Genomic DNA, 23,527 nt, shown 5'->3' with positions numbered 1-23,527 from the left:
TAATAATCCCTCATTTAAGGAGCTAATAAAAACCATTCAAAATCCTGATAATTTAGGTCTTGTTCACCATTGTGCAGTTGGAAAAGATAGAACAGGTATAGGAGGCGCCCTGATTTTACTAGCTTTAGATGTACCAGAGGAAACAATCATGGAAGACTACCTAGACACTAATATACACTTACAACCCATGGTGGAAAAAATGGCTCAAGCTATTCAGCATCAGTATAATGAACAAGAATTACAGCAATTTTATGCATTGATGTCTGCTCGTGAAGATTATTTACAAGCAGCATTGGATGCTATGGATGATCTCTATGGCTCAAAGACTGCCTTTATGGAACAGGAATTTGGACTAACAGCTGAAAAACGTAAGCAATTACAGTCTTACTGTTTGACGTAAGGAAAAGCCCTTTCACAAAGCTATGTGAAGGGGATTTTTTGTGTGGAAGCGCTGTCTTATCATAAACCTCTTTACAGTCTGAAAATTTGTGATAAGATACAATAGATTTTCAAGAAAAAGATAGGAGAAGTGAAAGTATTGGCAGACACAATTAAAGAGACAAATAAGTTAAGTCTATTCCATTTAACGTGGCCTATCTTCTTAGAAGTATTTTTATTTATGTTAATGGGACTAGCTGATACTTTTATGCTCAGTGCTTTATCAGATAATGCTGTATCAGGAGTAGGTGCAGCCAATCAATATATCCATATAGCTATCTTGATTCTTGAAGTGGTTGGTAATGGTGCATCCATTGTAGTTTCCCAATACTTAGGTTCAAGACGGTTCTTCGAAGCAGCAAAAATATCAGCTTTAGCTGTTACAATGAATTTGGCCGTTGGGCTTTTGATGAGTATTCTATTTTTCTTCTTTGCTGATCATTTAATGACAATGATGAATTTACAGGGAGAAGTACTCCACTATGCGCAAAGCTATTTAGCAATCATCGGGAGTTTTATTTTCCTTCAGGCTATTATCAATGCTTTAGCTGCAATTATCCGCGTACATGGTTGGACGAAGCAAACAATGTACGTATCACTTGGTATGAATATATTGCACGTGGTTTTAAATTATGGTCTTATTTTTGGGAATTTAGGTTTTCCAGAGCTTGGTGTTAAAGGTGCAGCTATTTCTTCTGTTATTAGTCGAGGTTTAGCGGTACTCGTATTTTTCTGGTTGTTATATCAGGTCATGGAAGTGCGTATAAAGATTCAATATTATTTCGAGTATTCTAAGGAATATGTAAAAAAAATATTGAACATTGGCCTACCGTCTGCATTTGAGCAGGTTCTTTATCAGTTTTGTCAAATCATCTTCTTGTATTATGCAACATATTTAGGAGCAGAAACATTAGCGGCACGACAATACGCCATGAATATTTCAATGTTTACCTATTTATTTGCGATTGCTATTGGTACAGGAACAGCAATCATTATTGGTCGTCATGTAGGTGCAGGGAAAAAGGACGATGCTTATCATCAGCTTTGGACTAGCGTACGTGCGGCATTTGTTTTTACGATTATAATGGTCGCTTTTGTCACGATTTTCCGCAAGCAGCTAATGCATGTTTTTACAGATAACCCTAACGTTATAGCAATTGGAGCATCCGTGTTAGCTTTAAGTATTTTACTTGAGACGGGCCGCACGATGAATATTGTTGTCATTAACTCGTTACGTGCTTCAGGGGATGCGAGGTTCCCTGTGAAAATCGGATTTCTGTCAATGGTTTGCATGAGTCTTCCATTGGGTTATTTATTTGTCTTTGTACTGGATTGGGGCTTGATTGGAATTTGGCTAGCCATTTCAGCAGATGAATGGTTGCGGGCAATTATCGTATACTTTAGATGGAAGAGCCGTAAATGGGAGCGATTTGCCCTCGTTTCACCTAACGAACAGAAGGAGGCATAGCAATGGGTGCATTATCTAAACGTGCAATAGGGGCAGCATTAATGGATCAACAGATTAATCTTTTTGCTTGTCCGGTTTGTCAGCAATCGATGTATGTTTATGAGCAAGGGAGGTTGGTTTGTTCTGCCAACCATTCATTTGATATTGCCAAGCAAGGCTATGTCAATATGCTAACGAATAGCGTCTCCTCTAAATATAGTAAGAGTCTTTTTGAATCCCGCAAGGCTGTAATTGATAGCGGAATCTATGATGTAGTGGAAGCTAAAATCAGTGAGATTGTAGCGCCTGCAAAAACAGTGCTTGATACTGGATGTGGAGAAGGATCACATTTAGCTCGAATTATGAAGGCCAAAAAGTATGGAATAGGTATAGGAATTGATATAGCAAAAGAAGGCATAATGGCTGCAGCTCGTCATTATCCACAACAAATTTGGTGTGTAGGTGATTTGGCGAAAAGCCCGTTTGCGAAAGCAAGCTTTGATGCAATTTTAAATATTTTATCACCTGCCAATTATGAGGAGTTTAAACGGCTTCTTGCGCCTGATGGCTGTATTGTAAAGGTTGTGCCACAAAGCGGATACTTACAGGAACTGCGTGCTCAATTATATGCAGATTCAAGCAAAGAAACCTATTCTAACGAGCAGATTGTTGCACGTTTTCAAGATAGCTTTCATGAGGTTACCAAAGAACGTGTTACCTATACTCTACCACTTGATGAGAATCTTGTGCCCGCGTTATTAGAAATGACACCAATGGGCTGGCATAAAAAAGAGGATAAAGACCTCATATTAAATGCAATTACAATCGATGTAGATCTACTAGTGGGGAAGGTTTAGATGGTCGCAGGCAATTGCAGTATACTGGTCTTTTCGATTACAATGGGAATAACTATTGAATAAGGTAGGAATGTAACAGTGTATAAATTAGCAGCAAATGTTGTCAAAGTAATATTGAAATTAATGGGCTCAAAGGCTCGTGTATATGGAGAAGAAAACTTACCAAAAGACGGTGGGTTTATTATAGCTTGTACACATACAGGCTATGTTGATATTTTAAACCTTGGTGTAGCCATGTATCCACGGGAAATTCATTTTATGGCAAAGAAGCAATTATTTGAAATGAAAGGCCTTGGATGGCTTATTGAGCGTTTAAATGCCTTTCCGGTAGACCGTGATAATCCTGGTCCAAGCGTGATTAAAATTCCTTCACAGTTATTGAAGGAAGGCAAAATCGTGGGGATTTTCCCATCTGGAACTCGAAATGCAGAAGGCTCTGATTTAAAACAAGGAGCGATTACAATTGCACAGCTGGCAAAGGTGCAAATTGTTCCTGCTGCTTATGTTGGTGCACGCAATGCTGGAGATGTAATGAAGCGTGGCAAAGGCTATTTAATTTATGGTGAGCCGTTTTATGTAACAGGTAAAGGTAAAGAAGGTCGTGAACAATTTACACAACACCTTGAACATGAACTGATTGCTTTAACAGAAGAATTACAGAAACGAATTGCAGTCAAATAAAATAAAGTGGCACTCAGAATCAACTTGATTTTGAGTGTTTTATTGTGGGAGGATAGTAGAATGATTCGAGTACTTTTCGTGTGCTTAGGCAATATTTGTCGCTCTCCAATGGCAGAAGCTGTCATGCGTGATTTAATAGAGAAAGAGCATTTGAATGATAAAATTGAAGTGGATTCTGCTGCTACGAGTTCGTGGCATGTTGGTGAGCCCCCTCATCGTGGTACACAAGATAAGCTTAAAGAGTATGGCATTTCTACTACAGGAATGCGTGGTCGACAATTGCAACAAGCTGATGTTGAAAAATTTGCTTACATTATAGGTATGGATGAAAGTAATATTCGCAATATCCGTACGATGTTAGGTGATCCCCATTCACCAAAGATATTTCGTTTTTTAGATTTAACAGAGCATCATAAGGACGTCCCTGATCCTTACTATACGGGAGATTTTCAAGAAACCTACGATTTAGTACGTGAGGGATGTCAGGCGTTACTCGTAAAAATAAAACAAGAGTTGTTGTAAGGCGATACTAAATAGCGCAAATTTTAACAGTTATTGCTTTAGAAAAAGTTCGCTTAAACATTGGTATATCTAGCTTTGTAAGCATCATTGTGTTATTATTTGCAGAGTAAAGATACGATAAGTATTTAATTACCATTTTCAGATATGCAAATGTGTATCTATTATTTTTATAAAATTATCTTTTGAAAGAGAGTGGAAACAATGGGTCGTAAGTGGAATAACATTAAAGAAAAGAAAGCGTCTAAAGATCAAAGCACAAGCCGTGTCTATGCCAAATTTGGTCGAGAAATTTATGTGGCAGCTAAATCAGGCGAACCAGATCCAGAGTCAAACCGTGCACTTAAGGTAGTTCTTGAACGTGCTAAAACATATAGTGTTCCAAAACATATTATAGAAAAAGCCATCGATAAAGCAAAAGGTGGCGGTGATGAAAGCTTTGACGAATTACGTTATGAAGGCTTTGGACCAGCAGGCACAATGATTATCGTGGATGCTTTAACAAACAATGTGAATCGTACAGCATCTGATGTTCGTGCAGCATTTGGTAAAAATAATGGGAATATGGGTGTCAGTGGTTCTGTAGCTTATATGTTCGATTCAACAGCAGTAATTGGTTTAGAGGGCAAAACTGCTGATGAAGTACTAGAAATTTTAATGGAAGCAGATATTGATGCTCGTGATATTCTAGAAGAAGATGAAGCAGTTATTATTTATGCAGAGCCAGATCAATTCTTTGCTACACAAGAAGCATTAAAGGCTGCAGGTGTTGAAGAGTTCACAGTAGCAGAACTATCTATGCTACCTCAAACTGAAGTAACATTAACTGGTGACGATGTAGTGAAGTTTGAAAAACTAATAGATGCTTTAGAAGATTTAGAAGATGTACAAAACGTCTTCCACAATGCAGATTTAGGTGAATAAACCGCTAATCTAAATGAGTAAACCAGTAGCTATAAGGCTACTGGTTTTTAATTAGGGAGGAAAATATGCAGACTACTTTAGCGATTATTTTATTTTTAGTTACATTATTTTTCGTTATTGTACAGCCGCGTAAACTATCAATTGGCTGGTCAGCCTGTATAGGAGCAGCTATTGCGCTATTAATTGGCGTAGTCACCTGGCAAGATGTATTAGAGGTAACTGGGATTGTTTGGAATGCCACGCTTTCATTTATCGGTATTATTTTAATTTCGCTTATATTAGATGAAATTGGTTTTTTCGAATGGGCAGCTCTGCATATGGCACGGCTTGCTAAGGGGAGCGGGATTCGTTTATTCGTTTATATTGCCTGTTTAGGAGCTATTGTATCGGCTTTATTTGCTAATGATGGTGCCGCTTTAATATTAACGCCCATTGTTTTAGCAATGGTGAGAAAGCTGAACTTAACGGAAAAAATGATTTTTCCATTTATCATTGCAAGTGGTTTTATTGCAGATACCACATCTTTACCCTTTGTTATTAGTAATTTAACAAATATCGTATCAGCTGATTTCTTTGAGATCGGCTTTATAGATTATGCTATTCATATGGTTGTACCTAACTTCTTTTCTTTAATAGCAAGTATAGTAGTCCTGTACATTGTTTTTCGTCGATCCATTCCACAAGATTATTCTCTGGAGGCAGTTGAGCATCCTAAGCAGGCAATTCGAGACCCGAAACTATTTGCAATAGCTTGGTATGTGATTGTTATTCTATTAGTGGGGTTCGTGATTGGTGAAGTTTTGCACATCCCTGTATCCTTTATTTTATGCGGTGTTGCGGCAATTTTCTTATGTTTAGCACAACGCAGTACGTTTGTTGATACAAAGAGAGTTATAAAAGGGGCCCCGTGGAATATTGTGTTCTTCTCAATTGGTATGTATGTGGTTGTCTATGGCTTGAAAAATGTAGGTATGACGGGGTTATTGGCAAGTTTGCTAGACCAAGCTGTGCAGCAAGGCTTTATAGTAGCCACTATCACTATGGGATTTGTAGCAGCCATTTTATCAGCGGTTATGAACAATTTACCCACTGTCATGATTGATGCTTTAGCTATTTCCGAAACAAGCGCAACAGGTATGATGAAAGAAGGTCTAATTTATGCAAATGTCATTGGCACCAATTTAGGACCAAAAATGACACCGATTGGCTCACTCGCGACATTATTATGGCTTCATATATTGGCTCAAAAGGGCATTAAAATTAGCTGGGGGCAGTATTTTAAAATCGGCATTATTCTTACAATTCCAACATTGTTCGCTACTTTAGTCGGATTAGTTATTTGGATAAGTATCATATCTTAGTTTTATTATTGAAATAGGGCACAATTCGATTTTTTTAAAAGGACAAGTTATAAGGCAAATAAAAAAGGCTTGGATGTCTGCACTGAAGAGCTCTTAAATACAAGCTATTGATTAATTTGAACTATTTTTCTATGAGCGTAGATCTTGTAGAAAAATAGTTTTTTATTTTATTACATAAATTAAACAGTACTACCATCAATGTGTCATTTTGCATATTAAATGTATAATTAAACCAGATTAAGGGAAATTAGAAAATAATTTGTCGTTTACCCATTGTGAAAACTATCAAACCATAACATAATATAAATTAATATATTTGAACGAAGAAAATAGGGGGGTCTAAAGTATGAGATTTTTACGTTCGATACAGGGGAAACTAATTATTATTTCATTAGCACTATTGACTATTCCAAGTTTGATTATTGGAATGGTTAGTTACGGTAAGGCGAAAAATGGAATGGAGGAGATTGGAGAGCAAGTACTATACAATAGTGTTGAATCGGCTTTGCAATTGATTGAACTCGCAAATGAGAGTGTTGAAAAGGGCGATATTCCTTTAGAAGTAGCACAAGAGCGAGTACGAGAAGCTTTACTTGGTCCTAAAGATAGTGAAGGGAAGCGACCAATTAACTATCCTGGTAATTTAGGTGAATATGGCTATATTTATGTGCTAGATGATAAGGGTACTTTAACAACACACCCTACTAGAGAAGGAGACAATCTATGGAATGACCAAGATAGTAGTGGTAATTATTTTATTCGAGAAGTAACAGAAAAGGCACTTGATGGTGGTGGCTTTACAGAATATGAGTTTGAACTTCCAGGTCAGGATGTTTTAGCTGATAAAATTATCTATTCTGAGAAAGATCCGTATTGGGGATGGATTATTGCATCTGGTACGTATATGCAAGACTTTAACCAAGGGGCACATTCCTTACTGATAGTGATTGCTGTAACATTAATTGGTGCCATTATTATAGGGACCATTGTTGTTATTTTAGTATCTAGACATCTGGCATTGCCCGTACAAAAATTATCGAAGCGTGTGCTCGAAGTAGCTAAGGGGAATTTAACTGTAGACATTGAACATTTAAAGCGTTCAGATGAAATTGGACAGTTAAATGCAGGCTTTAATGAAATGGTTGATCAGCTCAAAACGCTTATTTCGGATGTAGAGGAAGCGATAGTAGAAATTCAATCAACATCAGCGAACCTATCAGCAGTAGCTGAAGAAACAAATGCGTATGGAGATGAGATTGTTAAAGCCATTAATGAAGTATCGGAAGGCGCAGTCCAGCAAGCATCTGATGCGGAAGATACAAATCGAACAGCTATAGAATTTGCGCGTCTAATAGAAGGATTACATGAAAAAAATGAATTAATGCTCGATGCATCCCAGCATATGAAGGAATCAAATGAAGAAGGTCTTGTTAATATAGATAGCTTGAAAGTAAAATCCAATGAGTCTTCAACGTTGATTCAGAACATGCAGTCTGTTTTTAGTAGTCTAATTGTCAAGGTGCGTGAAATTGAAGGTATTGTAGGGACGATAACCGAAATTTCAGATCAAACGAACCTACTTGCTCTTAATGCTTCAATAGAAGCAGCTAGAGCTGGAGAACAGGGCAAAGGATTTGCAGTTGTTGCAGAGGAAGTACGAAAGCTTGCTGATCAAACAGCTGTAGCGACTGAGCTTGTACGCACGACGTTAAAGGGTATTGAAAGTGAAACAAACTTAGTCAACAATGAGATGCAGAAGACACATGTGATTGTGCGTCAGCAAAATGACTCTGTCATAGTAACAGAGACGTCCTTTAAAGAAATTAAATTGGCTGTTGAAAAGATAATAGCCTTCATAGGAGATATGACAGAGGGTGTAGAATATTTAAATAACTCTAAGAATGATATGATGCAATCGATCGAAAGCATAGCCTTGATTAGTGAAAAGAATGCTGCTGCATCTGAAGAGGTCACTGCGTCTGTAGATGAGCAACAACGAGCAATCCAGCTTGTTAGTGAATCATCTAATGATCTAACTGATGAAATATCTGCATTACAGGAGTCCATTAAACGCTTTATATTGAGATGATGTTTCAGGATGCTTGTTGACCAAGCATCCTTTTTACTTTATCCACGTTAATAAAAGGTAAAGGAGGGGTGATTTGTGAAAAAATGGGTGATAAGTATATGTATTCTTCTAGTAGGTATGGGCATTGTTCTTTATATCTGGTTGGGAAAAGAAATCGAGCAGGGAGTTGAACCAAATGCCAATGGCTCTGCCGATTATATGATTATACTTGGAGCAAAAGTAAAGCCTGGTGGTGTACCATCGCTGTCGTTAAAAAGTAGATTAGAGGTGGCGGTACAATACTTAACAAACTATCCGCATGTTAAGGTTATTGTGTCAGGTGGGCAAGGACCTGATGAAGATCGAACAGAGGCATCTGTCATGAAAGATTATCTGGAACAGAAAGGTATTGAGGCTTCAAGAATTATCATAGAGGATCAATCTACATCGACTTATGAAAATTTAGTATTTTCTAAAGAACTATTACCAAAAGAGACAAAGAAAATCACCATCGTTTCTAATGACTTTCATTTGAAACGTGCCAAATATCTAGCTGAAGCATTAAATTTTGAAGTGGATGTCGTAGCGGCCAAAACACCTAAGTCAGTAGAAGCTAAACTAAGAATAAGAGAAAGAGCCGCATTATTAAAAACATATATTATAGGCTATTAAATAATTATGTCCTTCGTTGAAAAATTATCTAGTGCTTCCTCGTAAAAAAACTATTGCTCAGTGTAGATAATTGTTTCTTAATAGGTTTCATTTGGCATATAATAGAAATATTACGGGGATAGGCCAGAAAGAGGGGACTTCAATGAAAACGTTTAAAGACTATGAATACAACCGTCCAAATGTGGCAGTTATGAAAGAGCAACAATTAGCTCTCATCGAACAATTTAAAAATGCACAATCTATGGACGAGCAAAGTGGCATCATTGAACAGTTAAATACAATTAGTAATGACTTTGCTACAATGGCTAACTTAGTATATATTCGTGCTTCTATTGATACAAATGATGAATTTTATCAAGCAGAACGTGATTATTTCGATGAAGTTGGTCCAGAGCTAGAGGAAGTAACTACAGAATACTATAAAGCATTAATTGCTTCACCGTTCCGTCAGCAATTAGAAGAAAAATGGGGTCAGCAATTATTCGATCTAGCAACCTATCAAATTAAAGGGTTCTCCCCAGAAGTGATTGATTTAATGCAAAAAGAAAATAAGCTTGTTTCTGAATATAATAAGCTTGTTGCTTCCGCACAAATCGAATTTAATGGAGAGACATTAACACTTGCTCAGCTTGGCCCATTTTCGGAATCAACTGAACGAGAAACACGTAAGGCTGCGACAGATGCTCGTTTTGGCTTCTTTGCTGAACATGAGGAAGAATTTGATCGTTTATATGATGAGCTTGTAAAGGTGCGTCATGAAATTGCTGTTAAACTAGGCTACAAAAACTATGTAGAGCTAGGTTATATTCGCATGAATCGTATCGATTATAATGCTGAAATGGTAAAAAAATTCCGTGATCAGGTTCGAGATTTAATCGTACCTGTTGCAACGAAGCTATATGAGCGCCAGGCAAAGCGTATTGGTATTGAAGATTTTAAATTCTATGATGAAGCATTAAACTTCTTATCAGGCAATGCTACACCGAAGGGTAATCCAGAGTGGATCGTAGCAAATGGTAAGAAAATGTATGAGGAGTTATCACCAGAAACAGGAGAATTCTTCAACTTCATGATTGAGCATGAATTAATGGACCTTGTAGCGAAGAAAGGTAAAGAGAGTGGTGGTTATTGTACATTTATTGAAAACTATCATTCCCCATTTATTTTCTCGAACTTTAACGGAACGTCAGGTGACATTGATGTGTTAACACATGAGGCTGGACATGCCTTCCAAGTGTATTCAAGTCGTAATATTGGCATACCAGAATATTTGTGGCCAACCTACGAATCTTGTGAAATTCACTCAATGAGTATGGAGTTTTTCACGTGGCCATGGATGGAACTATTCTTTAAAGAAGATACAGAGAAATATAAATTTACACATTTAAGTAGCGGTCTTCTATTCTTACCATATGGTGTTGCAGTAGATGAGTTCCAACATGTTATTTATGAAAATCCTACAATGACACCAGCTGAACGTAAGGCAGCATGGAAGAAAATAGAGGAAACATATTTACCACACCGTAACTATGACGATAATAGCTATCTTGCAGCAGGGGGCGTTTGGCAACGTCAGGGTCACATTTATGCGAGCCCGTTTTATTATATTGATTACACGCTAGCCCAAATTTGCGCCTTCCAGTTCTGGAAGCGTTCACGTGAAGAATTTGAGGCTGCTTGGAAAGATTATATACATTTATGCGGCTTAGGAGGATCTATGTCCTTTACAAAGCTAGTAAAAGAGGCAGGCTTAATTTCGCCATTTGAGGACGGCTGTGTTGAATCGGTTATTGGGGAAATTGAGGCATACTTAAATTCAGTTGATGACTCCTCACTTTAATTAATCTATAAATTCGCTCCACTTCCATGAAGTGAGCGAATTTTTTAATTGATCATCTCCATACAATTTTATTTTGTCTAAAAATACTAGGATACTTGCGAAATGGTTAATATATCAGTAGTATTTTCAGTAACTGTGATAAAAGGAAGTGAATGAAAGTGACGAGGAAAGTTTGGTTTCAAGTAGGCGTAGGGATATTACTTACACTACTAATCATTAAATATTTTATAGAGATTCATTGGATTTTTTCACCACTAGTCATTATATTAAAAGCTATTTTTGTGCCTTTATTACTTGGTGGTGTCCTATATTATGTGACTGAACCGATTCAGAGATTTTTAGAAAAACGGAGAATGCCTAGATGGGCAAGTATATTGACAATTGTATTTGGGTTAATAGCGATTGCGGGGATATTTGGCTGGATTATCGGTAATCCGATTGCCGAGCAAGTTAATAAATTAGTGAAGAATGCCCCTATGATTAGTACGAGTATTAGTACGAGCATCCAACAACTAACAGACTATGTAACGCAAAATAAAGATAATTTCCCACAGCAATTAAATGATGTTATTGAAAAAATGGCGAATTCTGTACAGGATATCGCAGTAGTAGCGAGTAAGGGATTTGTGTCCTTTTTACAATCCATTGTTTCTGTGTCGTTATTAGCTATTTTAATTCCATTCTTCTTTATTTTTATGCTAAAGGATCATGAAAAATTTGCCCCATCTATCTATAAATATTTCAGTGGCGAGCGTCAACAATGGGTAAAAAAGACATTAAGTGAAATTGATGATGTATTACGCAGTTATATTCAGGGACAACTGCAGATTAGCTTTTTATTAGCACTCATCATGTATGTCGGTTATTTAATTATTGGATTAGAATATTCGTTACTGTTAGTGATCTTTGCGTTCTTTATGAATATGATCCCATTCATTGGGCCTTGGATAGCCTTTGCTCCAGCATTGATTGTGGCAGTTATTCAAGATCCTATTCTAGTTGTTTGGGTATCTGTTGTAACCCTTGTTGCACAGCAAATAGATAGCAACTTTATTACACCAAATGTCATGGGGAAATCACTCGATATTCACCCATTAACCGTTATTACAATTATTTTAGCAGCGGGTAATATTGCAGGCTTTATTGGTATTATTATTGCTGTACCATTTTACGCGGTACTAAAGGTTATCGTATCTAATATTTATGATCAACGTAATGCGATTAAGAAAAAAGCGACGAAGTCAGTATAGGAGCCGAAAAAATGGAACAAGAAATTGTAAAAGTGTTTAACGAACTGCATGAGCAAATTGGCACAGCGACACGGGCAGAAGTACATGAAAAAGGGCTTTGGCATGAGACATTTCATTGCTGGCTTGTCAATGAAGACTATATTTATTTTCAAGTACGTAGTTCGCAGAAAAAGGATTACCCAGGGTTGCTTGATATTACAGCAGCAGGGCATCTATTAGCTATTGAAACAGTTGAGTCAGGTATTCGTGAAGTAAAAGAAGAACTGGGTCTCGATATAGATGTCCATGAAGTAGTGAAAATGGGCATGACCTCTTGTAGTATCGTTTCTGAAAATATGATCGACAATGAATTTTGCCATGTCTACATATATCCCTTCCAACATGATTGGGATTCCTTTGTATTACAGTATGAAGAAGTCTCTGGTGTAGTGAGAGCAAGACTTGATGAAGCAGAGGCATTTTTCTTAGGCGAAACAACGACGTTAAATATTGAAGGCTACGAATATTTTCCAGATGGTCAACGCATGAATATTGTCCGACCAGTTAGTAACGCACAATTTGTTCCTTATCGAGAACTATATGTTGCACAAGTAATAAAATTTGCACGCGAAAAAATATTTAATCAGACATGATATTTTTTATAGGATAGGCTGTTAGTATAAGCTTGTCCTATTTTTATTGGCAAAAATGATTTAGAAACGTCACGATAAAAAAACGAAAAATACGTTATACTGTAAGATAGATTGTAAAGAAAAGGAGCATTTTTTATATGCTAACATTTGAACAAAAACAAGCGGTTATTGAATCGTTTACTGAACTAACAAGAAAGGAAATTTCATTAAAACGCTTAAATTATCACTATATGGACAGTCTTTATGAAAAGACAGTTGTAGTTGAAAAGCTACATCCCAATGGCAATGGATTTGTCTTTGTTGGGGATTTATTACGCTATGAGCATGTGGCTAACGAAAAAGGATTAGTGAATATTCGTGATTTTGATGAGCAACAGCTTCGTGAAATTATTGAAGATTCGATTCAGTACTTATCAGAAGAAGTAGAAGAGCAGGAGCCGATTATAGAGATTTGGCATAGCCGAGAAGGTGCTCAATTGCAACTTGCTTTTGAGCAACGTTCTTGGAATGTATATCATGGGGAAAATCTTGAAGAGGCATTTGGTACGTATGATGCAGCAAAGGAATATTTACTAGAAGAGGGCTTTCGTACAAAGAAATAAAAATACGGGGGATAAATATCAATGAACGGGAAAAAATTAGTGGGAATTGTTATTGTTGTGGTGATTGCAGCATGTTTATTTTCAGTTTATACCATTACTAATTTTTATAAAAATCACGAAGAACAACCAAATCGAGAGAATCGAGAAATTAATAAGTCAAAAAGCTTGAATTTAATTTTGCCACAGGCTACAATTATCTCGAATTCAAGATAATTGAGAGGTGATTGTCAGTGCAACACATTTTTTATAAAGGGACAGATGAAACAAAACCGACGTTATTGTTGTTACATGGCACGGGAGGTAATGAAGAAAGTCTAATTGGGCTGGCAAAAGAGATAGATGAAACAGCTAATATTTTAAGTGTACGTGGAAATGTACTTGAACATGGAATGCCGCGATTTTTCCGTCGACTAGCAGAAGGTGTCTTTGATATAGAGGATTTAATTTTTCGTACAAAGGAGCTATATGAATTTTTACAGGAGGCAGCACAGCAATATGGCTTTGATCGGCAACGAATTGTAGCGATAGGTTATTCAAATGGTGCTAATATTGCGGCAAGCTTGCTATTCCATTATGATGATGCATTAGCGGGAGCTATTTTACATCATCCAATGGTACCAAGACGTGGAATTGAATTACCGCAACTTTCTTCTATTCCTGTATTTATCGGTGCTGGTACGAATGATCAGATGTGTACTGCACAAGAATCTGAGGATTTAGAAACACTGTTAACTTCAGCAGGTGCTAAGGTTACGACAAAATGGTTTGATTTTGGACATCAGCTTACTATTCCTGAAGTACATGCAGCAAAAGAATGGTATAACAGTATCTATGCTTAATTGAAAAATCCGCCTCTTTTTATGGAGAGGCGGATTTTAATTCGTTTATTTACTTTTCTTTGAAAATGGTAGCCACCAGTTCCAATCGCCAAATAGTTTCATGAGACTAGGTACAAGCATTAGACGAATAATTGTCGCATCAATAGCAACAGCAATGGCTATCCCTACACCAATTTGTTTTACAGGCATGACGTCCGTAAAAGCAAATGCTCCTGTGATAACAATCATGATAAGCGCTGCCGATGTAATAATACGGCTAGTAGATGTCAGCCCATCAATGGTTGCACGTGTATTATCTGCCCCTTTTAAATATTCCTCTTGGATACGAGAAATTAAAAAGACTTCGTAGTCCATACTTAAACCAAACACGAGACAGAAAACAATGACAGGAATAATCAAGACAATTGAGCCTGCCTCAATACCAAAATGTCCATATTGGAAAATATAAACGAGTATACCGAATGCAGATGAAAGACCAATAATGTTCATGATAATCGCCTTTAATGGAATTAAGACTGAGCGGAATGCAAGCATTAAAATAAAGAATGTAGAGACGATGATAATGGCGATAGCCAAAACAATTTTACTAGCAATTTCATCGAAAATCTCTTGGTTAAATTTAGCTGGCCCCCCAAGAGCAAAACTTACATTTAAATCTTTTTCCATCCATGTTCGTGCAAACGTTTGAGCAGTAGTGGAAGAACCTGCTGCATCAATGGTAATTGGGATAAATAGTTGTGTATCCTTTGAAAAGGTATGAATAACAGGTTTTAATTGTTCCGCGACCTGTGGAATAGCTAAAGATGCTGATAATTCTTCAGGTGTTTGAATATTCGCGGCTGTATATATTGTAGAGACCTCTAAGACTAACGGATCCTTTAATAGCTTTTCTTGAATAGTATAAATAAGCTCTCGTGCCTCACTATCTTCCCAACCTTCTTTGCGTTCAGCTAACAAATATAAAGTAGATGATTCACCGAGTCCAAATGTTTTATCTAATTGGTCATATGCTGAACGTGCATCATATTTGGTTGGTAAGGAGTCAACCTGTGGAATCACTAGTTTGATGTCCTTTAATGGGAGCATACCAATACCAAGTAATAATAATGCTGAAATGACAATCGCAACTGGATGTTTCATGACAAAACCAGCGAAGCCACGCCAACGGTTCGCACCACCTGGTTTAACACGCAATATACGCCATTTATTAAGTCTATCTCCTAAAAGCATCATTGTGGCAGGGAGTAATGTTAGACCAGAAAGAACGGCTAATAGGACGACGATTGTGCCCCCGAGAGCGATATTGTGAAAAATCTCTACATCAATAACAATCATTGCGCCTAAACCTATCATGACACAAACTGCGGAGAAAATAATGGAACGTCCTGCTGTCTGTATAGCAGTTTGAATAGCTTGTCCAATAGAGGTATGTGCACGCTCTTCTCGGTAACGATTGATAAACAGTAGGGCAAAATCAATACTTAAAGCAAGCCCAAGCATTGGAACAATATTTAACACGAAAATAGATAGATTCACACTGCCGCTAAGTAATGTCATTATTCCGAAGGCAGTAACGACTGTAACAATACCAATGACAATGGGTAGGATAGAAGCAATCACTGTACCAAAAGCCAATAAAAGAACAACAATGGCAATTGGTAACCCAATGGCTTCAGCTGACGCTAAATCTTTTTGGCTGGCTGTATTAATGTCAGCAGAAATAACGGGTCCTCCAGTAATGCTAATGCCGTCTCGTTCAATTAATGAACGGAATTCCTCGACAATCTCCGGAAGATTCTCAACATCATTTTTTAAATGAACCATCGCATAGGCAATGTCATCTTTACGTAAAGAGGAATCTTCTAAAGGCGATTGAATTGAATGTATTTCATTTATACGATCGAGTTTTTTTAAAGTATCTTCAATTTTTTGATCTTTTGCTTGATCAAAGACAATCAAAATCGTATCAGAAGGCAAATCAAAGTTTTCTGCTAGCTCATTTGTAACATAGGTATGATCGCCTTCAACAAAAAAGCCATCCCCTTGAAGTTTACCCGGAAGCTGTAAAGCAAAATAAGCCATAGCTAGAAAAATAATAAGCCATATAGCTACGATTGCTTTCGCATGTGCTGTAATAAATGTCGAAATTGTTTTCATAGTTATTTATGTATCCCCCTTTTCAATTAGTGTAATGGATGTGTCGCTTTTTGTCGTGTGACAAAGTAAAGGCTCCCATCCAGCCATTGGATAGGAGCCTTTTTCGTTAAAAGAATAATGATAATATGAAATAAATAACGGATGCCATCACTGCTGAAATTGGCATCGTAATTACCCACGTAGTAACAATTTTTCGAGCCATTCCCCAGTTTACACCACGTACGCGCTGTGCAGAACCAACACCCATAATAGAGGAAGAAATAACATGTGTTGTCGATACTGGTAAGTGAATTAACGTAGCACCAAAAATAACTGTAGCGGATGCTAAATCCGCCGCAACACCATTAACTGGACGAATTTTCATAATCTTACCGCCAACTGTTTTAATGATTTTATATCCACCAATAGATGTACCTAGACCCATTGCTGTAGCGGCTGCAGCACGTACCCAGAAAGGTATTTCATCTCCAGTATGCAAGCCACCAGCAATTAGCGCCATTGTCATAATCCCCATTGCCTTCTGTGCATCGTTTGTCCCGTGAGTAAACGATTGAATGGCTGCGGTGAAGATTTGCATTGTTCGGAAACCTTTATTTGTTCGATATAAATTTAAATTTTTAAACCATAATTTAAAAAGTGTCATCATGATAAAGCCAGCACAAATGGCAAGTAGTGGGGATAGCACTAATGCCATAATAATTTTAGTAAAGCCGCCGTAGTTTAACACGTTAAAGCCTGCTGATGCGATAGCAGCACCTGCAATCGAACCAATTAACGTATGTGAAGAACTAGATGGAATACCAAAGTACCAAGTCAATAAATTCCAAATAATAGCTGAAATTAATGCAGCTAAAATAACAACTGAACCTGTTGTGTCTCCTTCAAAGGCATTTAAAGAGAACGGGTCTACAATGTCTTTAGTTAGAGCTTTAGCAACTCCTACGAAGGTGATGGCACCGATAAAGTTCATAGTCGCTGCCATAATGATCGCTGTGCGAGGTGGCAATGCCCGAGTGGAAACCGAAGTTGCGATAGCATTTGCTGTATCATGGAAGCCATTGATAAAGTCAAATGTAAGGGCAAAGATGACGACCAGTATGGTTAGTATTATGATTGTATTCATTGTAAATTGCCCATCTCCTAATTATGCGTTACGCATGATAATTGTTTCCATAGTATTGGCTACGTTTTGACAATGATCAGCGATATCTTCAAGTTGTTCATATATATCTTTAAATTTAATAAGACGAATCGGATCTTTTTCGTTTAAAAACAGTTTTTTGATGGAAGTACGCTGTACCTCATCACATTCACGTTCATAGTCTTTAATAAGAATGGCGTGTGGACGCATGCCAATTAGATTCTTTTTCTTTAACTCTTCAGTCGCTTTGACAATTTCATCAGCACTCTTAGAGATATATCCTAGGAAAGTGCGCATGGATTCATCAATCTCTGTAAGTGAAAACATTTCAAAGTGTGCAATACAATGTTCTGTGCCATCTAAAATATCATCCATACGAATGGCAAACTCTAAAATATCCTCACGTTCTATAGGTGTCATAAATGATTTGTTTAACATTACGATCAGTTCGTGAATGAGCTTATCGCCAGCAGTTTCGTAATTTTTCATTGTAATGCTAATCTCTTTAAGGTCAGCTACACTGTGAATACGAAAATCATTTGCGTAATGTACAGCCTCTCTCATATTTTCAGCAATTTTATGCAATGCAATAAAGAAAGGGTCTTGTTTTTTTGAGTTAAGCATGTAAATCGAATCCTCCTGGATATAAATAAATTAATCGACCTCTAAACTTTACTATCATAACAAAATCTTTAATTTATCTACATAAAAATTTACTATTCGACAATAAAATTTACATTGCTGTAATATACAATTCGTTCACAAAATAATGATGACTCCACTGTATTTGTTTTTTGTAGTACAGAGAATTACCTTTAATACTAGGTTTTTTGAAGAGTTCTCCTCTGTTTAATACAGATTTATAAGAGAAAAATAGTGTAAACATTTGATTTAGCATGTTGAATTGTAAAGGGAATGTAAATACGTTTTATTTTTGAAGGACTCTCTTCTTATTCTTAAGAATATCTTCATTTTTATCCTTCCTCTTTATTAAGAATTATTCTCTACAATGGGAAATGAAGGAGAAAGGAGCATTATTTATAATGATTCAAGTTGAAAACTTACAACATACATTTTTAATTGGAAAAAAGGGGAAGGAGAAACAAGTACCAGTATTGAAGGGTGTGAACTTCGAGGTCAATAAAGGAGAAATTGTTGCTATTGTGGGAAAAAGTGGATCTGGTAAATCGACCTTATTGCAAGTATTAGCTGGATTTATGAAAGCTGAACAAGGATCTATTAGTGTGAATGGTAAGGAAACTGCCAATCTGACTGAAACAGAAAGTGCTGCATTTCGTTTACGCCAATTCGGCTTTATTTTTCAAAACTTTCAATTGATGCCTGGTTTATCTGCTTTCGAAAATATTGAATTGCCTTTAAAACTACAAGGTTTACGTAAGGCTGTACGTAAGGAAAAAGTAAAGAAATTGATGGACAAGGTTGGTTTGACTGAAGTAGCAGACCATTATCCAAATGAACTATCGGGTGGGCAACAACAGCGTGTCAGCATTGCCCGAGCGCTTATTACAAACCCTCCAATATTGCTTGCTGATGAGCCAACGGGAAGTCTTGATTCAGAAACAGAGCAAGATATATTATTGCTTATTCAAAGTTTAAATCGTGAATTGGGGCTAACCTTTGTCATTATTACACACGATGAAGAAGTAGCCTCTATCGCACATAGACGACTCCGTATGTATGATGGCGAACTCGTAAAGGAGGAGGCTTAAAATGTTATTTAAGGACCAAATCGATTTTGTAACACAGCATATCAAGAAAAATAAATTACGTGTGTTTATGACAATTTTAGCAGCAACAATGGGCTGTGCGTTCCTTATCGTGCTAGCTTCGGTTGGCTTTGGTTTACAGGAATCACTACGCAATGATATTCTTTCGAATGAAACCGTTACGAAAATTCAAATATATGGAGATAATCAATTCACCGAAGAACAGGTTCAAGAAATTAAAAAGTTGGACCATGTGGAAACAGTACTTGAAACGATTAATGTGAATGCTTCTGCACAGTCGTTTTTAGGAGATCGTGAGACAGCCTCTACTTTGACTTTATCGGATATGCAGGACTTTGAGCAGGTAAATGGTAAGCTTGCGGAAGGTCGTTATCCAACAAAACCAAATGAAATCGTTGTAGGTTATCACTTCGCTCAAACATTATTGAATGAAAAAGAACGCGATATTATCGAAGAAAAGAGTAAAAAGGCTGAGGCAGAAGGAACCTACTATGATGGCAGTGAAGAAGGCTATAAAGAGTCGTTGATTGATAAAAATATTGAGCTGTCCTTAGTGCCTCAGACTGGCACAAATGAAAACTCGCCAAAAATGAGCTATACAATTGTTGGTGTGATGGAGAAGCCTTCTTATGACTGGATGGTTGATAATTCCATTCATATGGATAAAGCTCAAAAGTCAGTATTGGTTGAAAATTTATCCACTGATAGTGCTAGTAAAGAGGATGAGTTGTTTTACTCAGAATTTAATATTTATGCTGATACTTTAGAAAATGTAAAGCCGATTTTAGAGAAATTAAAAGATAAAGGCTATAGTGTATATTCAGTAACTGAACAATTAGATCAAATGAATGTATTTTTCCTTGTCTTAAAAATTGGCTTAATCTTTGTAGGGACAATTGCTGTATTGATTGCTTCAATTGGTATTTTTAATACAATGACAATGGCTGTCACAGAGCGTACTCGAGAAATTGGTGTGTTAAAAGCTATTGGTGCAAGTCCGAAGCTTATCCAAAGACTATTTTTAATGGAAAGTACGTTTATTGGTATTTTGGGGACGCTTATTGCAGTTGCCATCTCGTATGCCATTAGCTTTGCGGCAAATGCAGCATTACCCTTGATTCTTAAAGCAGCAACAGGAGAGGATGCTTTTGCCACAAATGATATTACATTTTCTCTTATTCCGTGGCAACTAGTCATTATTGCAGCTGCCATTAGTATAGGGGTAGCGATGATTTCAGGCTATCGTCCAGCACGGAAAGCTACAAAGATTGATGTTATTCAAGCTTTACGACAAGAGCTTTAATCTACGACAAATCGGCGGGGTGTACAAACACTTGAAACACCCTCAGCCACTGTGGGTTTGATAAACAAAGATAAAAAGGCGTCCAATATTGTTTGGGGCGCCTTTTTATTTGAGAAGATTTTCATAAGTAGTCTTTTAGCTCATTTGCTAAAAATGGTGTGGCATTTAGTAATTGTAGAAAGGCATTATAGCTAGTACGCTGCTCTTCACTAGGTTTTTTACCTGTTTTATATGCTCTAATTAAAATGTTTTTAGGTGTATTCTCCATATCAATAAATTCTAAAAGTTGAGCCTCATAGCCAACGAGGTTTAAAATTTCTGCACGAATAGCATCTGTAGCCAGTGCTGCAAAACGCTCTCGGACAAGTCCATGTTGCAACATAATATCAAGAGCTGGTGTATTTAATTGACGATTTAACTCATGCTGACAACAAGGAACGCTTAATATAACACTTGCTCCCCATTTTACAGCGCGTGCTAATGCCATATCTGTGGCAACATCGCAAGCGTGTAAGGTCACTACCATATCCACGGACGATTCTTCATTATAATCATTAATATCTCCTACCAGAAATTCAAGCTGGTCATAACCTAAATCCTGTGCGATTCTTGAACATTCTTCAATAACCTCTTTTTTCAAATCTAAACCAGTAACACGAATATCTAAGCCCTTTTCGATTTTTAAATAATGATACAAAGCAAAGGTTAAGTAAGATTTTCCTGAACCAAAATCTAAAATACGCACTTGTCGATTCTGAGGTAAATAAGATAAAGCATCATCAATAAATTCAATGAAGCGGTTAATTTGTTTAAACTTATCGTATTTTTGTTTTTTAACTTTCCCATCCTCAGTTTGAACTCCTAGTCGAATTAAAAAAGGATATGGTTGATCATCTGAAAGTAAGTAGTTTTTCTTCCGATTATGGGCTAAATTAACCTCTTTCGGTGAAGCTGATTTATCTGATTTCCAAAGTACTTTATTCTTTTTCGATAATTGGATTTGTACTTTTTCATCTAAGAAATCAATATGAGCTTGTCGATAATCTTCAAAAATGGCTTCTAGCTTAGAAGGGAAGTCAGCCAATAAAATATTCTCATGTTTTAAAATGCGTTCATATTGGTATTCAATTTGTATATGGTAGTGATTTTTTAATAGTAAAGGCTTTAATTTTATACGTTTTATTTCATTCGATTTCATACGTGGTTGACTAATAGTAGCAGTCACAAGTTGTTGCTGCAAAATTTGCTCAGTGAGCAGAGTTTTCATTTCTTCAAATGTCATACATTTTCGCCTACTTTATTGTGTAATAGATGGCACTAGTTTATCACATTTTATAATGTACAATGACTACTTTGGCATTCAGAAAAAATTTCACGAAAATTTAGAGTAATCATATGTAGTGTTGTATAATCGTGGTATCTTTAATATAGATAGTAAAATTAAAGATTGAACAAAGGAGGAAAAATATGACGGATAACATGTATCAATTATTGGCGATTATTATTTATATGATAGCCATGCTAGCAATTGGTTGGTATGCATTTGCTAAAACGTCGAATTTAACAGACTATATGCTAGGAGGTCGTTCCTTAGGTCCAGCAGTAACTGCGCTAAGTGCAGGCGCCGCAGATATGTCAGGATGGCTTCTAATGGGTTTACCAGGTGCAATATTTGTATCAGGACTTGTAGAGGCTTGGATTGCAATAGGACTGACAATAGGGGCTTATTTAAACTGGTTACTTGTTGCTCCACGGTTACGTGTTTACACACAGGTTACGAATGATTCCATTACGATTCCAAGTTATTTGGATAACCGCCTACGTGACAATACGAAGCTAATAAGAATTGCGTCAGGTATTATTATCTTAATATTCTTTACATTTTATGTATCATCAGGAATGGTAGCAGGTGGTAAATTCTTCGATAGTTCATTTGGTTACGAATATCACACAGGATTACTAATTGTTTCGGCAGTAGTAGTTGCCTATACACTATTTGGAGGATTTTTAGCGGTTAGTTATACAGATTTTTTACAAGGACTTATTATGTTTTTAGCACTTATTACTGTACCGCTATTTGGTTTATTTGTAACGGGTGGATTAGGGGATACAATTTCTTCAATTAAAGCCGTTAGTCCAGATCTTTTAAATTTATTACCAGCCACTGCAACAGCAGCAGGGATTATTTCTTCTCTTGCTTGGGGATTAGGCTATTTTGGACAGCCACATATTATTGTACGCTTTATGGCTATTAGTTCAGTAAAGGAAACAAAGCAGGCTCGACGTATTGGTATTGGTTGGATGATGTTAAGCTTATTCGGGGCCATTGGGACAGCTTTAGTAGGTGTTGCCTATTATGAGCAAAACGCTGGTGAGTTAAAGGATGCCGAAACTGTTTTCATTGTACTTGGGCAAATTTTATTCCATCCATTTATTGCGGGTATTATGTTAGCGGCTATTTTGGCAGCTGTTATGAGTACTATTTCATCACAACTAATCGTCACTTCTTCAGCACTTGTTGAGGATATATATAAAGCGTTGTTCAACAAAACAGCCGATGATAAACATTATGTTTTTGTTGGACGAATGGCGGTATTAGTAGTAGCGATTATTGCCGGTATCCTAGCGTGGAATCCAGATAGCTCTATCTTAAGCCTAGTTGGTTTTGCTTGGGCAGGGTTTGGTGCAGCATTTGGACCTGTTATATTGCTTTCTTTATATTGGAGAAAATTAACCAATTATGGAGCGCTAAGCGGAATGATAACAGGTGCCGCAACTGCGTTTATTTGGGGTAAAGTGGATGCTTTATCAAGTGCTTTATATGAAATTGTTCCTGGTTTCTTTGTTTGTTTAATCGTTGCGGTTGTTGTTAGTATGCTGACATATAAGCCGAATAAAGAAATTGAAGAAGAATTTACTCGCTCAGAAGTATTACTAAAAGAAGAAAGAAAGTAATGAAAATGCGCCTTTTAGAGAGGCGCATTTTTTAAAAAATACGGATGGTCCACAAATACGAAAAAGAGTATTTTATGGTAAGATGAAGAAAAT

General features: G+C 36.8%; 22 protein-coding genes. 18 read left to right on the top strand and 4 right to left on the bottom strand.

Annotation, left to right across the window (positions count from 1 at the left end; genetic code table 11):
• From RT445_RS06535 to RT445_RS06465, 15 genes are all read left to right on the top strand, one after another.
• On the top strand, positions 1-400 hold a 400-nt coding region (locus tag RT445_RS06535; protein ID WP_313470170.1), incomplete at its 5' end, for a tyrosine-protein phosphatase.
• A gap of 138 nt (positions 401-538) precedes the next feature.
• The gene (locus RT445_RS06530) at positions 539-1,906 is read left to right on the top strand and encodes an MATE family efflux transporter (RefSeq protein WP_312506993.1); all 1,368 of its coding nucleotides are present in this window, start codon (positions 539-541) and stop codon (positions 1,904-1,906) included.
• A 2-nt stretch (positions 1,907-1,908) separates the two neighbouring features.
• Complete coding sequence (locus RT445_RS06525) at positions 1,909-2,742, top strand: putative RNA methyltransferase (protein ID WP_274794764.1); 834 nt, start codon at positions 1,909-1,911, stop codon at positions 2,740-2,742.
• Positions 2,743-2,820: 78 nt separating this feature from the next.
• Complete coding sequence (locus tag RT445_RS06520) at positions 2,821-3,423, top strand: lysophospholipid acyltransferase family protein (protein WP_274794763.1); 603 nt, start codon at positions 2,821-2,823, stop codon at positions 3,421-3,423.
• Between the two features lie 60 nt (positions 3,424-3,483).
• A complete protein-coding gene (locus RT445_RS06515) occupies positions 3,484-3,945 on the top strand; it encodes a low molecular weight protein-tyrosine-phosphatase (protein ID WP_274794762.1) in 462 nt (153 codons plus the stop codon).
• 201 nt (positions 3,946-4,146) lie between these two features.
• Positions 4,147-4,866 (top strand): YebC/PmpR family DNA-binding transcriptional regulator, encoded by a 720-nt coding sequence (locus tag RT445_RS06510; protein WP_274794761.1) that lies wholly within the window; start codon positions 4,147-4,149, stop codon positions 4,864-4,866.
• 65 nt (positions 4,867-4,931) lie between these two features.
• Entirely contained in the window at positions 4,932-6,227 is a 1,296-nt protein-coding gene (locus tag RT445_RS06505) for an arsenic transporter (RefSeq protein WP_312506992.1), read from the top strand.
• A gap of 346 nt (positions 6,228-6,573) precedes the next feature.
• Positions 6,574-8,316: a methyl-accepting chemotaxis protein gene (locus tag RT445_RS06500; protein ID WP_274794759.1), complete on the top strand. Its 1,743-nt coding sequence runs from the start codon at positions 6,574-6,576 to the stop codon at positions 8,314-8,316.
• A gap of 75 nt (positions 8,317-8,391) precedes the next feature.
• Positions 8,392-8,967: a YdcF family protein gene (locus RT445_RS06495; protein ID WP_274794758.1), complete on the top strand. Its 576-nt coding sequence runs from the start codon at positions 8,392-8,394 to the stop codon at positions 8,965-8,967.
• Between the two features lie 142 nt (positions 8,968-9,109).
• Positions 9,110-10,807: a M3 family oligoendopeptidase gene (locus tag RT445_RS06490; protein WP_274794757.1), complete on the top strand. Its 1,698-nt coding sequence runs from the start codon at positions 9,110-9,112 to the stop codon at positions 10,805-10,807.
• 152 nt (positions 10,808-10,959) lie between these two features.
• Positions 10,960-12,057 carry an AI-2E family transporter gene (locus tag RT445_RS06485; protein WP_274794756.1) on the top strand — a complete coding sequence of 366 codons (1,098 nt, stop codon included), beginning with the start codon at positions 10,960-10,962 and terminating at the stop codon, positions 12,055-12,057.
• 11 nt (positions 12,058-12,068) lie between these two features.
• Complete coding sequence (locus tag RT445_RS06480) at positions 12,069-12,689, top strand: NUDIX hydrolase (protein ID WP_312506991.1); 621 nt, start codon at positions 12,069-12,071, stop codon at positions 12,687-12,689.
• A 137-nt stretch (positions 12,690-12,826) separates the two neighbouring features.
• Positions 12,827-13,291, top strand: a complete 465-nt coding sequence (locus RT445_RS06475; protein ID WP_274794754.1) for a hypothetical protein — start codon at positions 12,827-12,829, stop codon at positions 13,289-13,291.
• 21 nt (positions 13,292-13,312) lie between these two features.
• The gene (locus RT445_RS06470) at positions 13,313-13,504 is read left to right on the top strand and encodes a hypothetical protein (protein ID WP_004231917.1); all 192 of its coding nucleotides are present in this window, start codon (positions 13,313-13,315) and stop codon (positions 13,502-13,504) included.
• A gap of 17 nt (positions 13,505-13,521) precedes the next feature.
• Complete coding sequence (locus RT445_RS06465; RefSeq protein WP_274794753.1) at positions 13,522-14,130, top strand: alpha/beta hydrolase; 609 nt, start codon at positions 13,522-13,524, stop codon at positions 14,128-14,130.
• Between the two features lie 45 nt (positions 14,131-14,175).
• Here the strand turns inward: RT445_RS06465 and RT445_RS06460 are convergent, their stop codons facing one another.
• From RT445_RS06460 to RT445_RS06450, 3 genes are all read right to left on the bottom strand, one after another.
• Positions 14,176-16,287, bottom strand: a complete 2,112-nt coding sequence (locus RT445_RS06460; RefSeq protein ID WP_312506990.1) for an MMPL family transporter — start codon at positions 16,285-16,287, stop codon at positions 14,176-14,178.
• Between the two features lie 106 nt (positions 16,288-16,393).
• The gene (locus RT445_RS06455) at positions 16,394-17,410 is read right to left on the bottom strand and encodes an inorganic phosphate transporter (RefSeq protein WP_274794751.1); all 1,017 of its coding nucleotides are present in this window, start codon (positions 17,408-17,410) and stop codon (positions 16,394-16,396) included.
• A gap of 21 nt (positions 17,411-17,431) precedes the next feature.
• Positions 17,432-18,052, bottom strand: coding sequence for a DUF47 domain-containing protein (locus RT445_RS06450; protein ID WP_274794750.1), 621 nt, complete (start codon positions 18,050-18,052; stop codon positions 17,432-17,434).
• Positions 18,053-18,471: 419 nt separating this feature from the next.
• Between RT445_RS06450 and RT445_RS06445 the strand changes: the two genes are divergently transcribed.
• Together RT445_RS06445 and RT445_RS06440 are read left to right on the top strand one after the other, a co-directional pair.
• A complete protein-coding gene (locus RT445_RS06445) occupies positions 18,472-19,158 on the top strand; it encodes an ABC transporter ATP-binding protein (protein ID WP_312506989.1) in 687 nt (228 codons plus the stop codon).
• Between the two features lies 1 nt (position 19,159).
• Positions 19,160-20,479 carry an ABC transporter permease gene (locus RT445_RS06440; RefSeq protein WP_312506988.1) on the top strand — a complete coding sequence of 440 codons (1,320 nt, stop codon included), beginning with the start codon at positions 19,160-19,162 and terminating at the stop codon, positions 20,477-20,479.
• 121 nt (positions 20,480-20,600) lie between these two features.
• Here RT445_RS06440 and RT445_RS06435 read toward each other — a convergent pair whose 3' ends face one another.
• Positions 20,601-21,761: a class I SAM-dependent methyltransferase gene (locus tag RT445_RS06435; protein ID WP_312506987.1), complete on the bottom strand. Its 1,161-nt coding sequence runs from the start codon at positions 21,759-21,761 to the stop codon at positions 20,601-20,603.
• A gap of 185 nt (positions 21,762-21,946) precedes the next feature.
• On the opposite strand from RT445_RS06435, the gene putP reads away from it, so the two are divergent.
• The gene (gene putP / locus RT445_RS06430; RefSeq protein WP_274794746.1) at positions 21,947-23,434 is read left to right on the top strand and encodes a sodium/proline symporter PutP; all 1,488 of its coding nucleotides are present in this window, start codon (positions 21,947-21,949) and stop codon (positions 23,432-23,434) included.
• Positions 23,435-23,527: the final 93 nt, after the last annotated feature.

The sequence above is a fragment of the Lysinibacillus sp. genome, assembly GCF_032093475.1.
GTDB classification, from domain to species: domain Bacteria; phylum Bacillota; class Bacilli; order Bacillales_A; family Planococcaceae; genus Lysinibacillus; species Lysinibacillus irui.
This window is presented reverse-complemented; position numbering and strand designations above follow the sequence as displayed.